General features: G+C 53.0%; 20 protein-coding genes. All 20 read right to left on the bottom strand.

What is annotated here, in order from left to right:
- Window positions 1–67 precede the first annotated feature (67 nt).
- On the bottom strand, window positions 68–1,153 hold the full coding sequence (locus tag ABVN20_RS00800) for a hypothetical protein (RefSeq protein ID WP_368553295.1): 1,086 nt from the start codon (window positions 1,151–1,153) through the stop codon (window positions 68–70).
- Window positions 1,154–1,213: 60 nt separating this feature from the next.
- Window positions 1,214–2,494, bottom strand: a complete 1,281-nt coding sequence (locus tag ABVN20_RS00795) for a hypothetical protein (RefSeq protein ID WP_368553293.1) — start codon at window positions 2,492–2,494, stop codon at window positions 1,214–1,216.
- Window positions 2,491–3,192 carry an acylneuraminate cytidylyltransferase family protein gene (locus ABVN20_RS00790; protein WP_368553291.1) on the bottom strand — a complete coding sequence of 234 codons (702 nt, stop codon included), beginning with the start codon at window positions 3,190–3,192 and terminating at the stop codon, window positions 2,491–2,493. Before ABVN20_RS00790 ends, ABVN20_RS00795 begins: the two co-directional genes overlap by 4 nt.
- Window positions 3,185–4,240 (bottom strand): nucleotidyltransferase family protein, encoded by a 1,056-nt coding sequence (locus tag ABVN20_RS00785; protein ID WP_368553289.1) that lies wholly within the window; start codon window positions 4,238–4,240, stop codon window positions 3,185–3,187. Before ABVN20_RS00785 ends, ABVN20_RS00790 begins: the two co-directional genes overlap by 8 nt.
- A gap of 9 nt (window positions 4,241–4,249) precedes the next feature.
- Window positions 4,250–4,909 (bottom strand): acetyltransferase, encoded by a 660-nt coding sequence (locus ABVN20_RS00780; protein ID WP_368553287.1) that lies wholly within the window; start codon window positions 4,907–4,909, stop codon window positions 4,250–4,252.
- Entirely contained in the window at window positions 4,906–5,994 is a 1,089-nt protein-coding gene (neuB, locus tag ABVN20_RS00775; protein WP_368553285.1) for an N-acetylneuraminate synthase, read from the bottom strand. Before neuB ends, ABVN20_RS00780 begins: the two co-directional genes overlap by 4 nt.
- A gap of 3 nt (window positions 5,995–5,997) precedes the next feature.
- Entirely contained in the window at window positions 5,998–7,152 is a 1,155-nt protein-coding gene (gene neuC, locus ABVN20_RS00770; protein ID WP_368553283.1) for a UDP-N-acetylglucosamine 2-epimerase, read from the bottom strand.
- Window positions 7,149–8,300: a LegC family aminotransferase gene (locus ABVN20_RS00765; protein ID WP_368553281.1), complete on the bottom strand. Its 1,152-nt coding sequence runs from the start codon at window positions 8,298–8,300 to the stop codon at window positions 7,149–7,151. The genes neuC and ABVN20_RS00765 overlap by 4 nt, the downstream gene beginning before the upstream one ends.
- 9 nt (window positions 8,301–8,309) lie before the next feature.
- Window positions 8,310–9,287, bottom strand: coding sequence for an NAD-dependent 4,6-dehydratase LegB (locus ABVN20_RS00760; protein WP_368553279.1), 978 nt, complete (start codon window positions 9,285–9,287; stop codon window positions 8,310–8,312).
- 25 nt (window positions 9,288–9,312) lie between these two features.
- A complete protein-coding gene (locus tag ABVN20_RS00755) occupies window positions 9,313–10,530 on the bottom strand; it encodes an N-acetyl sugar amidotransferase (protein WP_368553277.1) in 1,218 nt (405 codons plus the stop codon).
- Between the two features lie 7 nt (window positions 10,531–10,537).
- On the bottom strand, window positions 10,538–11,146 hold the full coding sequence (hisH, locus tag ABVN20_RS00750; protein ID WP_368553275.1) for an imidazole glycerol phosphate synthase subunit HisH: 609 nt from the start codon (window positions 11,144–11,146) through the stop codon (window positions 10,538–10,540).
- Window positions 11,143–11,892 (bottom strand): imidazole glycerol phosphate synthase subunit HisF, encoded by a 750-nt coding sequence (gene hisF / locus ABVN20_RS00745; RefSeq protein WP_368553274.1) that lies wholly within the window; start codon window positions 11,890–11,892, stop codon window positions 11,143–11,145. Before hisF ends, hisH begins: the two co-directional genes overlap by 4 nt.
- Window positions 11,893–11,935: 43 nt before the next feature.
- Window positions 11,936–12,457: a DapH/DapD/GlmU-related protein gene (locus ABVN20_RS00740; RefSeq protein WP_368553272.1), complete on the bottom strand. Its 522-nt coding sequence runs from the start codon at window positions 12,455–12,457 to the stop codon at window positions 11,936–11,938.
- A complete protein-coding gene (locus tag ABVN20_RS00735; protein WP_368553270.1) occupies window positions 12,454–13,746 on the bottom strand; it encodes a lipopolysaccharide biosynthesis protein in 1,293 nt (430 codons plus the stop codon). The genes ABVN20_RS00740 and ABVN20_RS00735 overlap by 4 nt, the downstream gene beginning before the upstream one ends.
- Window positions 13,743–14,852 carry a DegT/DnrJ/EryC1/StrS family aminotransferase gene (locus ABVN20_RS00730; RefSeq protein WP_368553268.1) on the bottom strand — a complete coding sequence of 370 codons (1,110 nt, stop codon included), beginning with the start codon at window positions 14,850–14,852 and terminating at the stop codon, window positions 13,743–13,745. The genes ABVN20_RS00735 and ABVN20_RS00730 overlap by 4 nt, the downstream gene beginning before the upstream one ends.
- Window positions 14,849–15,430 carry an acyltransferase gene (locus ABVN20_RS00725; protein WP_368553266.1) on the bottom strand — a complete coding sequence of 194 codons (582 nt, stop codon included), beginning with the start codon at window positions 15,428–15,430 and terminating at the stop codon, window positions 14,849–14,851. The genes ABVN20_RS00730 and ABVN20_RS00725 overlap by 4 nt, the downstream gene beginning before the upstream one ends.
- A 7-nt stretch (window positions 15,431–15,437) precedes the next feature.
- Window positions 15,438–16,388 carry a UDP-N-acetyl-2-amino-2-deoxy-D-glucuronate oxidase gene (gene wbpB / locus ABVN20_RS00720; RefSeq protein ID WP_368553264.1) on the bottom strand — a complete coding sequence of 317 codons (951 nt, stop codon included), beginning with the start codon at window positions 16,386–16,388 and terminating at the stop codon, window positions 15,438–15,440.
- A gap of 17 nt (window positions 16,389–16,405) precedes the next feature.
- Complete coding sequence (gene wbpA / locus ABVN20_RS00715) at window positions 16,406–17,719, bottom strand: UDP-N-acetyl-D-glucosamine 6-dehydrogenase (protein ID WP_368553262.1); 1,314 nt, start codon at window positions 17,717–17,719, stop codon at window positions 16,406–16,408.
- 115 nt (window positions 17,720–17,834) lie between these two features.
- Window positions 17,835–18,290 (bottom strand): transcription termination/antitermination NusG family protein, encoded by a 456-nt coding sequence (locus tag ABVN20_RS00710; RefSeq protein WP_368553261.1) that lies wholly within the window; start codon window positions 18,288–18,290, stop codon window positions 17,835–17,837.
- 448 nt (window positions 18,291–18,738) lie between these two features.
- Complete coding sequence (locus ABVN20_RS00705; RefSeq protein WP_368553259.1) at window positions 18,739–19,812, bottom strand: Wzz/FepE/Etk N-terminal domain-containing protein; 1,074 nt, start codon at window positions 19,810–19,812, stop codon at window positions 18,739–18,741.
- Window positions 19,813–19,949: the final 137 nt, after the last annotated feature.

Here is a 19,949-nt window from a genome sequence, read left to right as displayed (position 1 = left end):
GACTTGACCTGCGCCCCACGGCCCTGGCGCCGCCTGGGCCAAATTGCCTGTCCATGCCGCACTGCATTCAAGTCAGATTTCCGGGAGCGGTCGCTCCTGGCTCGTCGTCACTCGCGTCAATGGCTGATGGCACTGCTGCGGGCCTCGACAGCACCAGACACAACAGGAAAAAAACCGGGTAGAAATAGCGCGGTGCATAAATGGGGCTCAAGACGAAGACCGCACAATACATGACCGATATGAACACTAGGTCATCACTTAAACGCAGTTTCCCCCTTAGTATTACCAGGCAAAAAACCAGGAAAGCTGCAACACAGTGAAGCGTCACAACAAAATCATTGTAAAAGTCCACCGGCGACAACAGGTGATCGGCCTTGAAAATCAGACCATACATCGCATGTAATGCTTTGGGCACGAAAATCAGGAAGTACAACCCCTCATTCTGCAGCCTGATGAACTGGGTATACAAACCAGTCCCCTCGTTTTGCATGCCGCCCATTTCAGCAATATCCGTGATCCCGGAAAAATACCCCAGCATCAGTTTGTATACCACCGACAGAGAGACTAAAAGTATCGCCAGGTACCAGCCTCGACGATAGCGAAGAAAGTTCAGAGGGGAAAAGGATATAAACACCAACAACACGAAAACAGTAAATTGCCAGCGAACAAAAAAAGAACACAGCAAGCAGAGCACGACGTACCCAAGCCCTCTTCTTCTCACCCACGCGACCATGAAGGCCATGGCCAGCATTGAAATGATTTCCTTATTGATTGAAATCAAACTGAAAAAAGTTATTGGACTAAGAAACAACAGAAAAACCATTGTCCCGAGACGGGCATCGTCCCCCTTACCAATCAGTCGTATCGACCAGAACAAAATAAGAATATTGACAAACAGAACCAGGATCCGACTCCCTCCTACTGCCTCCAGCAGCAGCAACGGCCCTAGATAGTTATTACCCACGGAAACCATGTCGGAGACGGAGGAAAAACTGCTTTCAAGATAGGCTTTTTCATACGTCAGGGAGTCTGCGTAAAACTGAAAGTCAATAACTCCATCCAGTGCATCTCGACCAGCAACGAAGTAGAACATCACAGCCAGGGCAGCATATAAAAAAACGTAGATAGTTGATTTTCTTATATAAATTTTCACATCAACGTCCCTTTTCACCTTGAATAGTGGATACCCATAATGCTCGAACAGCGTATTGACCTATCTGTTCGAGCTATTAAGAACATTTTCTACCCATGACTCTGCAGTATGATCACCAGCGTCTACTGCGGGGACTGCCTTTCCTGCCTTCAGCTTTTCTTCAATCCATGACTGTATGGATTCTACTTCTTGCGGGACGATCGTAGCGATGCCTGTTTCCCGCTCATACTCATACAAACTGTCGATACACCCGCCCTTGTTCAAAAAAGGATTTAGCAACGCTGACGAGATACCAAACCAGGATGCCTCGATCACCACTGTACTCATATCAGTAATGTGCAGGTCAACCTGTGACAGCAGAAGCGGCAATGGCATCATGCTCGCCTTGCGCCACTCCACCGCCATCCCGGAAAACTGTGCAGACAGATACTGCTCACACTCAGCCCCTTCCTCTCCCCTCAATTGAACGGGGTGAAGGCGCAACAGCCAGTTGTATTTGTCGCTGCTTGATTTGATCACCGATTCCAAGGCGTTACACATCACCTTGTTGAAGCTCTCTTCGGGGTAGTAGTGAATATGCAACCCCCACTGGAGCGCCACCAGGATTACAGGCTTGTCATCATGAAAAATATGCCCATGCTCGTTTCTCGCCGCCTGGACCAACGAGTCCCCTGCCCTTGCATTGCTGAAACGCTGAAACCAGGGGTGACCGACAACGGATACGGTACAGCCTCTACCTGGAGCCCAGGCCCGCAATACATTCGCACTGGCCTGATCCCAACATAAAAAGCCATCAGGCAAGTCCGACAAGGCGACGGACTTGGCCAGTAACTCTCCATACCACGGGTCTTCCTTGTCCAAAACACCGTGCTGGTAGTCATAAACAGGCACAGCCATCATCTTGCATGCTCGACACAGAGCAGGCTCGGGTTGAATACCGACTACCAGTCCTGGCTTGACTGTCCGAAGAACTTTCAACCATACAGCCGTTCTTTTTTTGGCGATCCAATCGGCGCTTTTTTTACTGCCCGCCAGCTTTGCAAGAACTCGCCCAAGAAGCGCGATCCAGATAAATGAACGATTAAAAGCAACAGGAGAGTTGTACGCCTGCTCACCCACCAACTTACTATAGGGCGTAGCAATTGATTGCGCGCTTAAACCTCGAGAAACACAAATATCCACCAGCGTATCAATTATTGGAGAATAGGCTTTCCCACTGTAACTGTATCCGCAATTGGCGTCATGCCGAACAACGAGAACTTCGGAAGCCTTCAAATCGCCCCATCCACTTTTGGAGAACAGGGCAGATAACAATGTACGTACGTTCGAAAGCAATCTCATTTAACCCGCTCAGCCATAAGCGCTTCACATATTTTGAAGTCGATGCGGTTATCAATATCTATAGACTGTTCCGCTGCCATGACATAGGCAACGCTATTGGCCATGAAAAATCCTTTTTCGCGCACGAAATCTTCCGTTTTTGCCAGGTAAATCGAGCCATTCAGTCGATAATAATCAGGCAAGTCCTGGCTCCGCCGATTGAGCAACTCCGGGCGTAAAAAGTCGGCCATGCTGCCGCCGGCGCCCAACACATTACTCCACAACGGAGAGTGCTCACACAGACAGACGCTGATCACACTGGAGGCTTGTGAGTCCTCCATCAACTGAACCGCTTCGCGAATGCCTACTGCTTCACGCAAAGGTGAAGTGGGTTGAAGAAGCATCAGTTTTTTCGGCCTGACACCTTCTTCTGCAAGCGTATCCAGCACATGGATCAGCACATCGAAAGTCGATGCCGTATCTGTCGCCAGAAGTGCAGGACGCTTCAGGGTTCTGACGCCTGAACGCGCTCCTTCCGCGAGGATCGCATCATCGTCGCTGGTCACGACGATCAACTCGCTGACCTGACTGTCGAGCGCCGCCTCAAGCGTCCAGCGAATCAGCGGCTTACCCTGCATCTGCATGAGATTTTTCCCGGGCAGACGCTTGCTTCCGCCACGGGCTGGTACGACGATCAGCAGGTCCGGGTTGTTATCCATTGAAGAGCCCGGAGATGTCGGATTGCGCACGCTGAAAATCTTCCATTCGGCCAATGTCCAACCAGTACTCGTGGACAGGGAACATGTTCACATCACTCCCCTTGTCGATCTGCTGGCCCAACAGCGTTGGCATGTCTATACGCGTTCCAGGCTTGACGCTTTTCACCAGTTCCGGCGAAAGCAGGTAGATACCGGCATTGATAAAATATCGGTGCACGGGCTTCTCGACCATCGACACGATTCGATGGCCCTCGCTCTGAATGACACCGTACGGAATGCACTGTTCGTACTCGCGAACACACATGGTGGCCACGCCGGTGTTTTCCTGGTGAAACTCAAGCAGGTTCTGAAAATTGAGAGTCGTCAGCAGGTCGCCATTCATCATGAATGTCGGCAGGTTGATTTCGTCATGGGGCAACAGTCCGAGTGCGCCGCCCGTACCCAGAGGCTCCTCTTCGTGCACATAGCGAATACTGACCCCCCAACGGCTGCCGTCCCCGAAATATTCGCGAATCATTTCCGGCATGTAATGCGTAGAGACGAAAAACCGGTGGAAACCTGCGCTGATAAAGCTTTCCAGGATGAGCTCGAGAATCGGTTTGTCGCCCACCTTGAGCAAGGGCTTGGGGCAATTTTGAGTCAATGGTCGCAGCCGTGAACCGAAGCCACCCGCCATCAGGAAGACCGGGTTGTCATATTGTTCCTTGTGCAGAATGCCATGGAGGGTTTCCAGGCCGACCACACGACGCGAAGCATCCACAACAGGCAACTGCAGCAGTTGATGCTTTTCCATTACGGCCAGGATGCGCTCCTTGCTCCACCCCCGCTCGACAGTCTGCGGCGAAGCACACATGACATCACGCACCTTGATGTCCAGCGGTAGATGCTTGAGCAAGCTGCGTCGCACATCGCCATCCGTAAGGGTACCCAGCAGGCGGCGGTCATCATCTACAACCAGAACAATACGCAAGCCTTCACGATCAAGCGTCGCGACCGCATCCTCAAGGGATGTTTCCGGGCTTACGAGGACTGATTCCCATTGCAGCATAAAATACTCCTAGTCTTCCTTCGGGGCGTCTTTCTTGCGCCCCGCAGGACCTAACAAAACGTGTCGAGCTTCGAGATTTCTGGTCAGGGTAGCACCAGCTCCGACAACTGCTTCCATTCCAACATTCAGCCCCTGGATAACAGTGGCGCCGCTTCCAATGAATGCCCTGTCTGCGACCCGCACACTACCGCATAGCGTGGCGCCTGGCGCAACGTGGACATCGACACCCAACCTGCAATCATGATCGACTCCGGCACGGGTGTTGATGATTGAATTGGCGCCGATAACCACATCCGCTTGAATGACTGCGCCCGCCATCACCTGGACGCCTTCCTGGAGAGTGGCGCTCGAGTCTACCCAGGCGGTTGGATGCACGAGAACCGGAAAACGAAACCCCTGCAACTTCAAACGTTGAAAGAGGTTCGCTCTGCCAGCACTGCCAACCAGTTGCCCAAGTCCATTGACCAGCTCCACCGAGTCAGGGTCCAGAGCCTCGAGCGCTGCATCACCGCCCAGGACCGCAATACCGCGCCACAGCCCGGCCCCCTGTTCAGCCAACACCGGATCACACACACCCAGCACATCCAGACCGAGCGATTGCACAAGCGCCAGAAGCACTTTGGCGTGCCCCCCCGCTCCCAGGATCACCAAGGGTTTATGAGCGTTCAAGGTTCCAGGTTCTCACCGGGGGCATAAGCCCTTGACGCACGCGAGCCTACCAACCCCCACAACGCTGTCGGTGCCAGGCCCTGCCCACTCCTCGCGGTCGTCAAATGATCACGGGTCAGGATCTGGCCCTGTTCGATCGCACAAGCCGCCACAACTTGCTGACGAGCGGCCCTGCGGGTGTCCCACTCGCTTTCCTGCGGTGCCTTCGCACCGTCACCGAGAGCCTGTTGCAGAGCACGGATGTCCGACACCATGGCCTTGAGCTCTTCGGGCTCCAGGGATGCCTGGTGATCCGGACCGGGCATGGACCTGTCCAGGGTAAAGTGTTTTTCGATGACACGCGCACCGCGCGCTACAGCAGCAATGGATATCAGCCCACCCTCGGTGTGATCCGAATACCCGACCTCCAGGCCAAATGCCGAGGCCAGCGTATCCATGGCCCTGAGGTTCACTTCCGCCCAGGGCGTCGGGTACTGGGAGGTGCAGTGAAGCAATGTCACATGTCCTGCCAGCTTCTTGCGCGCATCACGGTTGCCCCAGCAGCGCCAGACTTCGTCGATGTTCCTGGGCTCCTCATTGAATGTCAGCGCGTGAGTCACGATTGCCAGCGCCTGCTCCACTTCGGCAAGGGTCGCCATACCGGTAGAAAGGATCAGCTTCTTCCCCGTGCGCGCAAACTTCCACAACAAGGGAGCATTTGTCAGCTCACCTGATGGAACCTTGAAAAGCGGCATTCCTAGCGTGTCAAGAAAGTCGAGGCTGTCGGTGTCGAATGCCGTGGATAGAAAGTCGATCCCCTTCTGATGGGCATGACGTTGCAAGTCCGCATGCCATTCCCGAGGCAATTCGAGTTTCTTCAGCATCGAGAGCTGGCTTTCCGCTTCGTCTGTGCTTTTTTTCTGATAAGCCGCTTTGGCGACGTTGCCGGAAGCCAGCTTCGAGGCATCGAATGTCTGGAACTTGACTGCATCTGCGCCGGCTTCGGCAGCTGCATCTACCAGTGCAAATGCCAAAGCCCGGTCACCATTATGATTAACGCCGGCTTCAGCGATGATGTAAACCGTATCTGTGTCAGTCTGCTTCATGGATCAGCTCAAATCATGGAATGATTTATGGGACGCCCCATCGTAATTGCTCAATACCGCCATGATTGCCTCACAGGCGTTCCCCTTTCCGTAAGGGTTGGCCGTTGTTCTGCAGGCAACGGCAAATTCGGGCGTGAGCGCGGTACGCAGGGCATGCTCGATGGAATCGCGATTCGGTTCGCAATGTAATACGGAGTCGGCAGCCAATCTGCCTTTCTGACGCACTCCAATATCCACCGTCGGAATACCAAAAGCCGGGACCTCGATAATCCCGCTCGAAGAATTACCCACCACTGCAGACGCCGTGGAGATCGCCGACAGATAACGCCTGAAACCCAACGAAGGTATCGCCAATACCCGCTCGGGCTGCCGCTGGGCATAGGCTTCAAGCAAGGGAATGATGGCGCGCCCGCCGTTATCGGCGTTGGGATAGGTGAAAATGACCTGGTGATCCGCGAAACTGTCCAACGCCTCCGTAAGCGCTGTAAAGGTTTGCTCGGGACTTTCGTCCATCCCGGTTACCGGATGATAAGTGACCACCAGATAAGGCGAGCGCAAGGCAAATCCGAGGCTCTCGCGAAGTGCCTCCATGCTCATTTTCGGCGAGCGCAACAAATGATCAATGCCAACGGCACCGACATTGAAGACGCGCTCAGGAGACTCTCCCATCTGGATGACACGCTCGCGATAGGGTTCGGTCGCTACGAAGTGCAGGTAAGACATCTTGGTAATCGCATGTCGAATTGCATCGTCATAAGCTCCCTCGGTGATCTCGCCACCATGAAGATGGGCAATGGGAATACGCATCACCAATGCTGCCTGGGCGATTGCCAGGGCCTCGAAACGATCCCCGAGAATGACCAGCAGATCCGGACGCAGACGATCCAGGGCATCGGCAAACCCCAAGGTACCCAGGCCCATCGACTTGGCGACGCCCACAGCGGAGTCCGATGAAAGCAACATCTCGACCTTGGCATCAATGGTGAAACCGTCTTCTTCGACCTGGCGCCAGGTTTCTCCGAACTCGGGAGAAAGATGCATTCCACTGACGATAACCTGCAACTGAAACTCGTCGCTGGCCTGAAGATCCTTCATCAGCCAATACAGCAATCCGTACTCTGCCCTCGAGCCGGTGAAAACAGCGACGGTACGTTTCACGCGTGTGTCTCCGGCACGACGCTGCTTGGCAGATTGACGATGCGTGCAGAAAGCCATTCGGAATGGGTCAGGTCACCCTGCAGGCACCGTGCATAAAGCGGCAAATGATTCATCAGCTTCCAGATGGGTCGCGTCATCACACCGTTGTCGTTCGTTGCCTTGAGCAACTCGTCTCTTTGCGCAGTGCTGTCACAGATAACCGCATTGAGCCAATAGTTCGACCGGCAGCCCTCAGGTTCCTTGACGAACTGCAAGTCGCTACCTTCCAGCAACTGCGCATAGTTCGACGCCAGTTCCCGTTTCGAGGCGATGAAACGCTCCAGTTGTTCGAGCTGCGCGCACCCCAGGGCCGCATTGAGATTCGGCAGACGATAGTTGTAACCGAGCTCGTCATGCACATACTCATAGGGGTGGGGCTTCTTGGCTGTTGTCGTCAGGTGTTTGGCCTGGGTACCCAACTCTTCGTTGGCCAGAATCATCCCGCCGCCGCCGGTGGTAATGATCTTGTTTCCATTGAAGCTCAGTGTACCCAGACGCCCGAAGCAACCGGTGTGGCGCCCTTTGTACAAACTACCGAGGGACTCGGCGGCATCCTCGACCAACACCAGGCCCCAGCGATTGCAGACATCCACCAGGCCATCCAGCTCAGCCGGATGCCCGAAAGTGTGCATAGGCAAGCAGGCACGCACAATCTGCCCGGTCGCCTTATGCCGGCACAGACCATCGGTCCCCTTTTGCACATTGTCTTCCAGCCAGGTTTCCAGGGCGCCAGGCGACATGCCGAGAGTGTGGCGATCGACATCGACAAACACCGGTTCCGCACCGCAATAGGCAATTGCGTTGCAAGTGGCCACGAACGTCAATGCCTGAGTCACAACCAGATCGCCAGTCTTGACCCCGGCCAACATCAGAGCCACGTGAAGCGCCGCCGTGCCGTTCACCGTCGCCACTGCGCGAGGGCTACCGGTGTAGGCAGCCATGTCCCGCTCGAAGCGATCAACGAAGGCACCCACACTTGAGACAAACGTCGACTCGATGGTTTCCACCACATAATCACGCTCCTGCCCCAGAAAGACCGGCGCGTGAAGTGGAATGAAATCATTCGTACGATACTGCGCGCGCACGAACTGGATTAGAGAGTCGAACATAGGAGCGCCTCAAACGTTGTAAATATCGGCTTTGTACTTGGCCAGGTTCTCGGGGAGCAGCAACCAGTCAATCGTCTTTTGAAGACCTTGTCGAATGTCATGCTGCGGTTCGAAACCTGTCAGTGCGCGGATTTTCGTGTTGTCACACCACAAGCGGAACACTTCCGATTTTTCCGGGCGGATTCGCTGCTGATCGGTCAGGAACTCCACATCACTTCCCATCAACTCGCGAATGAGGTTCAGTGTGTCGCCCACCGAGATTTCATAGTTGGAGCCGATATTCACTGTCTCCCCTACGGCCGCCTCGCAACGCGCCAGTTCGAGAAAACCACGGCATGTGTCGGCGACGTAGTTGAAGTCACGTGTCGGGGTGGTATCGCCCAACTGAATCTGCTTCTTACCACTGGCAATCTGAGTAATGATCGTCGGAATGACAGCCCTGGCGGATTGCCGTGGGCCGTACGTGTTGAATGGACGAGCAATAGTCAGAGGCAGGTCGAAGGCGTTGTAGAAACTCATCGCCATCGCATCCGCGCCAATTTTCGATGCGCTATAGGGCGACTGCGCCTGCAGCGGGTGCTTTTCATCAATGGGAACGTACTGAGCGGTGCCATATACCTCACTGGTAGAGGTATGAATTACCCGCTGAACGCCATTTTCGAGGGCGGCCTGACAAATATTCAAAGTCCCTTTGATATTCGTATCGACGTAGCTATCAGGCGCCACATACGAATAAGGAATGGCAATCAGTGCTGCAAGATTGAAAACTACATCAACGCCTTTCGTGATGTGCTTGCAATAATGCGGATCGCGCACATCACCGCTCAAGACTTCAATATTCGACAAGCAGTCAACACTTTCCAGCCAACCCCAGTAATTGAAAGAATTATACTGGGACAACGCTTTTACCTCGTACCCTTCGCGTACGAGCAACTCGGTCAGGTGAGAACCGATAAAACCATCAGCACCTGTAATTAATGCCTTCACTTCATACTCCTTCAGCCAAAGCTGCTCATGCTTTCCAGATAGGTTTTTTCAGTTCCCATCCAGTGGCCGTCTTATCCCAGAGATGAGGCGTTCTGAACTCTTCGATGACTTCTGCAAAGCGCTCTGCAGAGATACCCATGTATTCAAGGCACTGCTTTTGATAGATTTCCGGGAACTCGCCGTCAAAACGCTTGATCAACGAAATACCCTCATCACGAGTGATATCGCCGTTACGAATTTCCTGCGCAGCATCGTAAGTTGCACGACCAATACCAAACTTGGTGTATGTCGTATAGTAATGCAACCAGTCGATCATGTCGTCCAGGGAGCTATACTTGCTGAAGCTGCCTTCGGTCCGGTGATCATTCGGCATGAAATCGGAGTTTTCGACAGAGAAATAGTACGTCTCTTGAGGGTGCCATTTCATGTAGTAGCCAAGATAATGAACCTCAGTACCTACACTCTGAATCTTGTAAGGATCCACTGGCAAGTAAGCCTCGAGATCCGCCATCGAGTACTTATACTCCTCCATCAACTGGCTGGCACTGACACCCCCCAGGTACAGATCGCTCAACTGGTTCTCTGCTGTGTAGTACTTCGGATCACGGGTCGGTTTGTCATTATCGAGAATGGCGTTACCGTACTCAGCTTCGTTTTCACCAAAGACAACCAGTGGAATGTCCAGCATCACCGACATTTTCGGTGCCAGGTTCTTTTGCCCAAGAATAAAAGGCTGGAAGGGATGGCAGAGTTTTTCAAAGGCCAGCCGCGTCAGGGTGCGGTGGACTTTTTTATTCTGGTTGTAGGTGTAGTTGGCAAAACCGGAGTTCAGCCAGGCATCGAAGTTACGCCGACCAATGTCGGTGTAAATCGCAGGCGGCCACGTCACCAGAATAGGGTTCATGTTGTATTTGAACTTGAGGACGTGCGCAGCCATCACGCTATCCTTGCCGCCACTGCCCGGAACGACGACATCATAACGGCCGTCACTGCGGCGATGACGATCGCACAGCTCTCTCAGCTCGCGCTCACGCTCCTGCCAGTTGATCAGCTTTTTCTTTTCAGCGAAATTACAGGCGTCACACACACCATGCTCATCGAAGAAAATCGCTTTCTTGATCTCGCCTGGCTTGTTCTTGAACTCGACAGTCGACGAAGGCCGCTGGTTGTTCATGGCGCATTTTTTGCAAAACTGGATATTTAACGGAAGACCGTAGCGTCCAAACGACTCTTGATTATTCATTTCGGACTCACAAAGCTAAGAAGTTTTCAAAAACACGAATACCGGCTTGGCGACTTTTCTCGGGATGGAACTGCAAGCCAAAAATATTCCCACGTTGTACGCCAGAAACAAACTGATGCCCCGCGTATGTCGTCAGGGAGATCACATCAGTATATTTCTGCACTTCGTAAGAGTGCATGAAATAGAACAGATCCGACGCAGTGACACCCTTCAGCAGGGGACTGTCAGCCACAATGGAGAGGCTGTTGAAGCCCATGTGCGGCACAACACCCTTGCACTGCATTTGTCGGACTTCGCCAAGCATCAGATCAAGCCCGCGAGTTTCGCCGTACTCAAAACCAACCGAACTGAGCACTTGCATGCCCAGGCAAATGCCGAGCAATGGACGATCAGTTGCCGCATAGGCGACGATCGCCTCAGACATGCCAGATTCATTCAATTCGCGCATGCCGTCCACGAAGCTGCCAACGCCGGGCATGACCAGCTTATCGACACCGACCAGATCCTGGCTGTGCTTGACCACCTTGACCTTGGCGCCCGCACATTCAAGTGCCCTGGCAATACTGAACACGTTGCCCGCGGCACCGTAGTCAACTACACCGATCTGCTGACTCATACTGCCACCTCCACACCATGCTCGATCAGGAAACGTTTGACGTCACCGATCGTGGTTTTATCGTAATGAAGCACTGACGCGAGTGCTATGCCGCTCGGCGCGGCCTGTTGCGCAACATTCAGGATATCCTGAAGTGTTCCGGCGCCACTGGATGCAACGACAGGGATGTTCACAGCACCCACCACCGCCTTGACCAGCTCGATATCGAACCCGCGTTGGCGACCGTCGCAATCCACCGACTGCAATAGAATTTCGCCGGCACCGCGCGCCTCCACCTCCTTGGCCCAAAGCACAACATCGCGACCGGATGGAATACGACCGCAATCGGTATAGCACTCCCAGCCGTTTTCACGGACCTGTTTCGCTTCGATATTTACAACGACCGACTGCCCGCCGAAGATTTTCGCCGCCGCATCAATGCGCGACGGATCTTCATGCGCCCCGGTGTTCATGACAACCTTGTCCGCACCGTGGTGAAACAGTCTGGAAAAGTCATCGGTGGTGTGGACCCCACCACCCACGGCGAAAGGAACGAGAATCCTCTTGGCGGTGTCCGAAATCAGATCAAAGAGAATTTCGCGTCGATATAAGCTAGACACGATATCGATATAGAATATCTCATCAGCTCCCTGCTCATAGTATTTATAAGCGAGGTCGCCTGGAGCACCGATTTTCCTCAGCCCCTCAAAGTGAACTGGTTTCACTACTTGTGGAGGCTTAACATCCAGCTTGGCAATTATTCGCATATCTCACTCTCAAATATAGTCGGCTTTTAAGAACCGAAATTCATTATAAGACCGCATCATTCGCGATGTTTTTTCGTCTGATAAGTTTCGCCGGAACGCCACCCCAGATTTCGTCCGACGGAATATCCTTGGTAACAACGGAATTCGCCCCTATGACGGCGTTTCTTCCGACAGTTACGCCTGGATTGATGAACACGTTCGCACCAATCCAGCAGTAATCCCCAATAACAATGTCACCCTGCTTCTCAGGAGGGTTGGCGCAGGAAAAATCGGCGTCGGCATCGGCAGACTGTGTGTACATTCTCACGTTGTGTGAGATGCGACAGCCAGCACCGATGGTCACGCTACACCCTGATACTGCCTGGACGGTGGACAGGCCTCCGATGTAGCTTCCCTCTCCGGCGCGGATTTCACCTTCCCCGTAGAACTGAATGTAGGCACCATTAAAAGCGAAATTGCGGTGCAGGTCATATTCATGCCGATAATTTGAATATGTAATTTTCCATCCCGCACTTCGAATGAACTCCAGGAGCTTCGAAGCAACACGTAAAATTGAACGGCTCATTTCGAAAAGCCTCGGTTCGCAATAAGGGATATAGACGAAACCACGTCGGACCAAGGCATTTTGTGTATGCGCTGCGACAGCAGCCACGCAAACAGAAAAAGCACCCCCTCGGAAAGGGCGTAAGCCATGGCTGCTCCCTGCAATCCCAGAAGCTTCACAAAAATGATAGTGACTGCAACGGAAAACAGACCGGTGCAGACAGTCACTACCGACACGCTGCTCGTTCGCGACGAGAAAAAGAAAAAGCCAGCCACCGAGAGGTACATGCCTTTAAAGGTTTGCCCCAGAAAAAACCAGAAGATGATGTCCTTGGCGGCGGCAAAGTCCTTGCCCACGACGGCGGAGAAAAACAGTTCGCAAAATCCGACCGCCACAAGAGCCAAAGCGAGGAAGACCAACCATACCAGATAGGTGACTCCCACCACCTCCCGGCGTGCTTCATCGGTGTTTTCCTTCAATTTTGCATACAGCCAGGGGCCGTAAACCTTGATGAACGCATCCGCGATCAACCCCATGATCATGCCGATCTGAAGCGCCAGGGTATAAATCCCCACCGCTTGAACATCGAGCATATTGGCGATGATAAACCGATCTGCCACGACCATTACCAAACCGCCGATCACATGAGGAATGAGCGGCACACCGAACTTCAGAGCGTCCGATACGTGACCCTCAGCGGCTTTGGGGCGGCTCAACTCACTGCCCAGGAACAGCCCGACCAACGCCAGAACGCCAAAAACACTCGTTGCGATGACCTGTCCCAGTACCCGGCCTTCCCATGCCATCAGGAAACCGAAAATGAAAATCAGCGAGACAGCGGCGTTGAGTAACCCCTGGGATACCTGAAAGATCCCATACCGCTTTGCGATGCCCCCCACCTGCCAAAGCGTGAGTTTGATATTTATCAGAAACTGCAAACCGGAAATGAGAACGGCAACCAGCAACCACTCATAGGGCAGGCTCGTTGGCTCCTCCAGCCATTTTCCGAATAAAGCCACGAGCGCAAATATTATGGCAGTGCTGACAATCAGAATGCTGACGCAAGCACCGACGTATCTCGCCAGAACACTTTTTTCCAGTTCAAAGTAACGAACACCAATGGCTCCATGCACGCTCAGACCTGTCAGCGTGCCAAAAATATTGACCATGATGCCAAACATGGCCACTACCCCGTAATCGGCGGGCGTAAGCGCACGCGTCAAGAACGGCAGGAGCAGAAAAGGAATTCCAGCGTTGATTATGTTCGCGCCCAGGAATATCCCGGCATTCCCGAAGAATCGCTTATTCATTCACGGCTCATGCTCAGGGCTGTGCGCAGGCCCGACATAACCGGCTCAAAGACAGACCCTACGTCCGCACTCATCGGCAGGCTCATGACCTGTCGAGCAACAGAATGAGAGATCGGAGTGTCCGAAGACGAACCGTAGCAACGGTAAACAGGTTGCTCGTTCAAAGGGACCGGATAGTGGACCGCCGTCGGTATGCCCTGCTGCTTGAGGGACGCCTGAACCTGCTCACGATCCTCCACCAGAATCGTATATTGAGCAAACATGCTGGTGCGGTCAGCCTTTTGTTGCACGCGCTTTACACCCAGCTCATCCATCGCACGATTGTAACGGGCCCCCGCTTCTATTCGTTGCTCAACCTCCCACTCGAAGCGCTCAAGCTTGGCCAGCACGATGGCACACTGAAGCGTGTCCATCCGACCGCCGAGCCCGACACGGGTATGCCAGTACCGCTGACTTTGACCGTGAACACGAATTTCTCTACATGCTTGCGCAAAGGCGTCGTCGGACGTGAATATCGCACCACCATCGCCATAACAGCCCAAGGGCTTGCTGGGGAAAAAGCTCGTGCAACCGACAGTAGACAGGTTGCAGCTCTTACGCCCCTTGTAGTCAGCACCAAAACTCTGGGCCGCATCTTCGATTACTGGAATGTTGCCATGGCGAGCAGCGATTGCATTGATTTCATCCATGTCCGAAGGCTGACCGTATAGGCTCACGGGCATGATGGCCTTCGTCCTGGACGTTATCGCGCCCTCCACTTTCGCTGCATCAATATTGCAGGTGAGTGGGTCGATATCGACAAAGACTGGTTTCGCGCCCAGGAGGACGATGACTTCCGCCGTCGCTGCAAAGGTGAATGGCGTGGTGATGACTTCGTCATCTCGCCCCACACCCAGCGCCATCAGGCTGATCAGCAGTGCGTCAGTACCACTGGAAACGGTAATGCAGTGCCTGGCACCGGTGTAGGTGCAAAGACGATCCTCAAGCTCGGCAACTTCAGGCCCCATAATGTATTGGCCATGCTCGAGTACATTATTGATACGGAGCTGAATTTCCGATTTCAAAGCTTCGTACTGAGTTCTCAAATCGACGAAAGGAATATTCATTCGCCAAGGCACTCCAGTTTATCGCCCACTAACTTGTATCGTTGCGCTGTGTGAGGGCAGGTGAACTCACCCTCGCCCTTCAGCGAAAGGGGAATACGCTCGCCCTGCTGGCTCATCCAGCCTATCTGTTTAGCTGGAACGCCCGCCATCAGTGCGTACGGTTTGACATCACGATTAACTACAGCACCCGCACCAATGAAAGCGTACTCACCAATGGTCACGCCGCACACCACAGTGCAGTTCGCTCCCAAAGTGGCGCCTTTTCTGACAGTAGTGTCGCGATACTCGTCTTTGCGCGACACTGCGCTACGAGGGTTATAGACGTTGGTAAACACCATGCTGGGGCCGCAAAAAACATCATCTTCAAGAGTAACGTTATCATACACAGAGACGTTGTTCTGTATCTTCACGTTGTTTCCGATAACGACGCGGTTACCCACAAATACATTCTGACCCAACGAACAGCGTTCGCCGATAACAGCGTCAGCGCAGACATGTACAAAATGCCATACGCGAGATCCGCTTCCAATCTGCGCACCGTCGTCTACGATTGCGGAGGGATGTACCTGATAGTTCATAAGTGTTTCATCGACTCAGGGTTTGAAGAAAAGGATGGCCTTCATCATCACGTGCGCTGCTGATCGCAGTTGAGCGAATGACTTCGACAGTCTCAACACAGTGACGTGCATCCTCCAGCCCGTATCCACGACCAGCCAGTATCTCCTGGTAGCTGATCGTATGAAGATCGGTGAAGCCCTCTGAAAACTCCATCTCCTCGCCATCAACGGTAATCGAGCGATAAGTCGGTTTTTTGCCCTTCACCGCTTCTGGCAAATCATTGGCATCAATAGACAGGAACCAGCGCACCCGGGCCTTTTCATACTCCAGGTAGCCAGCGGCCTTGTATTCATTTGCGAAATGGACGACGTTGCGCTGAAGTTTACCGAAGATAAAATGCAGCATGTCGTAAAAGTGCACGCCAATATTGGTGGCCACACCGAATGACTTGCGCGGATCGCCTTTCCAGCTCTCCATATACCACTTCCCGCGAGAGGTGATATAGGTGAGCTCGACATCATATTTCTGATCACGAGATTCGCGCGCAACTTTTTCCTTCAGACCGAGAATGGCCTGATGATGACGAAGTTGCAGAATGTTATACACCCGTTTGCCGGTTTCCTGCTCGACCAGGGCGAGATCCTCCAGGATCGCAACCGTCGGGACCAGCGGTTTCTCGCAAATAACATCGCAGCCCAAGCGTAAGCCAGCGGCGATATGCGAGGCGTGCAGATAATTTGGAGAGCACACCGAAACATAATTCAACGCACTGGCAGGGTCGCGCTTCAACCGCCAGGCGTGCTCCTGGAATCGCTCGAACTCAGTAAAGAACTCACTCTGCGGAGAGATACTGTCGATAATACCAACCGAGTCATTAATATCATAAGCCGACACCAACTCGTTTCCGGTGTCTTTTATAGCGCGCATATGGCGAGGTGCAATATAACCAGCCGCACCGATCAGGGCAAAACGTTTCAAGAGAATAACTCCATCAATCAGGCTTTAATGATATGGGCTTCTGGCGCGCGATACTTTCCGCGCGTATCGACCAACAACTTGGAGTGCCGACCAATCAGTTCATAATCAAATTTGTCATGATCCGTTGCCAGAACCACTGCATCGAAAGAAGAAATATTAGCTGCGGACAATTCTTCACTGACAAGATCAAAGTGGTGTTCGCGCATTTTCGGAAAAACCGGGACATGTGGGTCGCTGTAAGCAACCACTGCACCTTTAGACTCAATCAATTCCATGATCTCGACGGAAGGTGACTCACGCATATCGTCAACGTTTTTCTTGTAGGCGATTCCAAGCACCAGCACTTTACTACCTTTCAGTGCTTTCCCGCTCTGGTTAAGACCATCCATCAGCTTGCCCAGAACGTACTCTGGCATGGCTTTGTTTACCTCACCGGACAACTCGATGAAGCGCGTGTGCAAGCCATACTCCCGAGCCTTCCAGGTCAGGTAGAAAGGGTCGATCGGGATGCAGTGACCACCCAGCCCAGGCCCCGGATAATAAGCGGTGAAACCAAAAGGCTTTGTCGCGGCAGCGTCGACGACTTCAAAGATGTCGATCCCCATTCGATCGGCAACGACTTTCATTTCGTTCACCAGGCCGATATTCACCGCCCGGTGAATATTCTCCAGGAGCTTGGTCATTTCGGCAGCCTTGGTCGAACTGACGGTGACGACCTTGTCTATCGCATGCTCATAAAGAGCGACCCCCACCTCAAGACAGGCGGCCGTATGACCACCGATCACCTTGGGAATGGTGCGGGTTTCAAAATTGGGGTTGCCCGGATCTTCCCGCTCCGGGGAATAAACGAGAAAAATATCCTCACCGGCTCGCAGTCCGCCTTCCTGGATTCGAGGAAGCAGTTCCTCTTCCGTCGTCCCTGGATAGGTCGTACTTTCCAGGGAAACGACCTGGCCAGCGCGCAAATATGGCTTGATGGCATCAGTGGTATTAACCACAAAACTCATATCGGGTTCTCGATACTTGTTCAGTGGCGTGGGAACACACAGTATCAGCGCATCGCACTCGGCAACGCGCTCGAAATCAGTCGTTGCCTCAAAACCGCTGTCGCGGGCACGTGCTATTTTCTCGCCAGAAATATGCTCGATGTAGCTCTTGCCCGAATTCAACGCGTCGACTTTAAAGATGTCGATATCAATACCCAGAACCTTGAAGCCGATCGCATTGTAACGCAGCATCAAAGGCAGACCCACGTAGCCGAGGCCAACAATACCGATGACGGCCTCTTTTTTCTTGAACTTAGCGACGCTCGCCTGCTTTAAGCCTGACATCAAACACAACTCCTTTAAATTCATCTTATTCAGCAATTATGTACACACATGGGACGGAATCACCGCCCTGGAATTGCTTCCAACCTGACCGTTTGAGACCTACGAACGGGCGAAATCACCAGCACTTCACCATCCAATTATCCATTTCGGCACACTCGTCACTAGCGTCGCGTACAGGCTCCCCCTCCAGGAACAAGGGACCCTCGAAACCTTCAACTCGCGCATGTAATTGCCAAACCAGATCTTCGCCGACAGCCGCCGACCTTTCGCCAAAGCTGACTATCCGACTGACACCAAGCATTGAGCGCAACGGCACCCGACTACAATCGGGGCCGGGCTGGATGAACACACAACCGGGGGAAAAAGAGTTGGTACTCTCGTGCAAATGCCCGTTCACTAGCGACTGTTGAATGCACATTGGGCGTACACCGATGTACCCGTGACGAGTCAGATGCTCTTCGGCCCTCTCGTCTTGCCTTGGCTTACACTGGGCCAGGTACCAGTCTCGGGCCCCTGGTAGTTGCGCCCCGACAGCAGAGACTGATCGTTCAAACCCTTGCTCTCCATTCATTCAGCGACCCACCCTGATGTGTCCGCAATGAATTCGGCCCAGGCAACGATGGCACTTAATGCCTTCCCTGTGCGACGGCAGGCCGAGGCCCTCGTTTGCTCCATGCACCCTCCTGATGCGCCATTGATACGGACGAGGCCAATGCGATTACGCCCCGCGATCCTGCAGAGCCACATTATGCCTGCTCTCGACGGGGATGGCTTTCAGATATTTACACTCGTGCATCAAACCACTTTTTCGACACACCCAGAAACACCTGCTTCGAGTATCCGACAAACCGCCACCCAGATGCTCAGAAGGTCCTTCTTCGTGGCAACACTCAACCGAAAGACACTTCACGCGAACACCTAGAGAACACCCAATGAAAAAGCCCCGCCGACACATCAACGATGCATACCGGCAGGGCCCGATATCAAGTAAAATACAATAACTAAGGCAGAGACTTCCTCTAGCCTTCATCCAGAACAGGATTTCTCGACTCTGGAGGCCGCAGTAAGAAAATACGTACCAATGCCAAAAAAACACCCAGTAACAAACCGGCGATCAGACCTGCCAACATTATAAGGTTCTTCTTGGTCTTGAGTGGGGTGCTCGGTACCTCGACCTCACCATCCTGACGACTGACGGAGACCTTTGCGGGGTCCACGCTCAATCGACTCAACTCCTCATACTTGCCTTGCAGTTTTCGCAGCTCCGGCACAAATGCATCGTCCGAGGATCGAGACTGCAAAACTTCAATTTCTGCCGCCAGCGCCTTGCTGCCACGCCGATAGGCCAACGACTCGTTCACGCCCCCCTTCACGGTGACCGATGCACTGGATGGCAACTGCGGCTCCACCAGACCAATAGCCTTGGCAATGCTCAATGCCTCACGCAATTGCGAGATACGGTCCTCACGCTTGAGAAGAGCCGACTCACGCAAACTTGCAATTCTTGACTGGAGATCATCCGCCCTGACCAGGGCCTCCTGCTTTATATTCAGAATGATTTCCGCCTTCGCCGCCTCAGCCGCACGATCAAGATAGGCCTCCCCCCAGCTGGCAGCCTGTTTTGAGTCCTGACTCTGGACGGTGACGGAATAACGGTCCGGAACGCCCTTATCTGCACTGACGACCAGTTGCTCAGAGAAAGTTTTATATAACTGGTCTACCGAGTTCTCACGCGAAGCTTGCGGGAGAGAGGGTAAATAGACTTCTTTGAAAAAATCCTGGCGAAGCGTCTCCCCGACAAGATTCTGGGTAAAGACGGCATAGACTTCTTTTACTGTAAAAGGCTTCAAACCTTCGTCATTGGCACTGCGCCCGACATTAAAAGCAGCGACCCCACTTTGTGCAGGAGGCAAGACGTAAATTTTTGCTTCATATACCGGAGGGGATTTGGATAGAGAGACGTAGGCATACGCCAAAGCGACCCCCAGCACCGTAAAACCAAAAATCAAAAGCTTTTGAGTCCATAACTCCTTGACCAGAGCAACCAGGTCGACTTCATCCTCATTTTTTATCCCAGATCGAGCTTTCAACATAACTACACTCTTTCTTCAATAAAGCGGACCATACAACATAACAGATCTACCCTATAGGGGCATTGTTACAAAGTTAAGACTACCCGCATAAAACACGCAAGTTTTTCGATAATAAAAATCATCTCGGAAAGTTCTGA

Origin of the sequence: Pseudomonas sp. MYb118 (assembly GCF_040947875.1) — a bacterium.
GTDB lineage: Bacteria > Pseudomonadota > Gammaproteobacteria > Pseudomonadales > Pseudomonadaceae > Aquipseudomonas.
This window is presented reverse-complemented; position numbering and strand designations above follow the sequence as displayed.

Excerpts from the sequence above, each read along its gene's own strand:
- ABVN20_RS00795 (WP_368553293.1), bottom strand. The coding sequence starts at position 2,494 with ATGAGATTGCTTTCGAACGTACGTACATTGTTATCTGCCCTGTTCTCC.
- ABVN20_RS00790 (WP_368553291.1), bottom strand. The coding sequence starts at position 3,192 with ATGGATAACAACCCGGACCTGCTGATCGTCGTACCAGCCCGTGGCGGA.
- ABVN20_RS00785 (WP_368553289.1), bottom strand. The coding sequence starts at position 4,240 with ATGCTGCAATGGGAATCAGTCCTCGTAAGCCCGGAAACATCCCTTGAG.
- neuB (WP_368553285.1), bottom strand. The coding sequence starts at position 5,994 with ATGAAGCAGACTGACACAGATACGGTTTACATCATCGCTGAAGCCGGC.
- ABVN20_RS00765 (WP_368553281.1), bottom strand. The coding sequence starts at position 8,300 with ATGTTCGACTCTCTAATCCAGTTCGTGCGCGCGCAGTATCGTACGAAT.
- ABVN20_RS00755 (WP_368553277.1), bottom strand. The coding sequence starts at position 10,530 with ATGAATAATCAAGAGTCGTTTGGACGCTACGGTCTTCCGTTAAATATC.
- hisH (WP_368553275.1), bottom strand. The coding sequence starts at position 11,146 with ATGAGTCAGCAGATCGGTGTAGTTGACTACGGTGCCGCGGGCAACGTG.
- hisF (WP_368553274.1), bottom strand. The coding sequence starts at position 11,892 with ATGCGAATAATTGCCAAGCTGGATGTTAAGCCTCCACAAGTAGTGAAA.
- ABVN20_RS00740 (WP_368553272.1), bottom strand. The coding sequence starts at position 12,457 with ATGAGCCGTTCAATTTTACGTGTTGCTTCGAAGCTCCTGGAGTTCATT.
- ABVN20_RS00735 (WP_368553270.1), bottom strand. The coding sequence starts at position 13,746 with ATGAATAAGCGATTCTTCGGGAATGCCGGGATATTCCTGGGCGCGAAC.
- ABVN20_RS00730 (WP_368553268.1), bottom strand. The coding sequence starts at position 14,852 with ATGAATATTCCTTTCGTCGATTTGAGAACTCAGTACGAAGCTTTGAAA.
- ABVN20_RS00725 (WP_368553266.1), bottom strand. The coding sequence starts at position 15,430 with ATGAACTATCAGGTACATCCCTCCGCAATCGTAGACGACGGTGCGCAG.
- wbpA (WP_368553262.1), bottom strand. The coding sequence starts at position 17,719 with ATGTCAGGCTTAAAGCAGGCGAGCGTCGCTAAGTTCAAGAAAAAAGAG.
- ABVN20_RS00710 (WP_368553261.1), bottom strand. The coding sequence starts at position 18,290 with ATGAATGGAGAGCAAGGGTTTGAACGATCAGTCTCTGCTGTCGGGGCG.
- ABVN20_RS00705 (WP_368553259.1), bottom strand. The coding sequence starts at position 19,812 with ATGTTGAAAGCTCGATCTGGGATAAAAAATGAGGATGAAGTCGACCTG.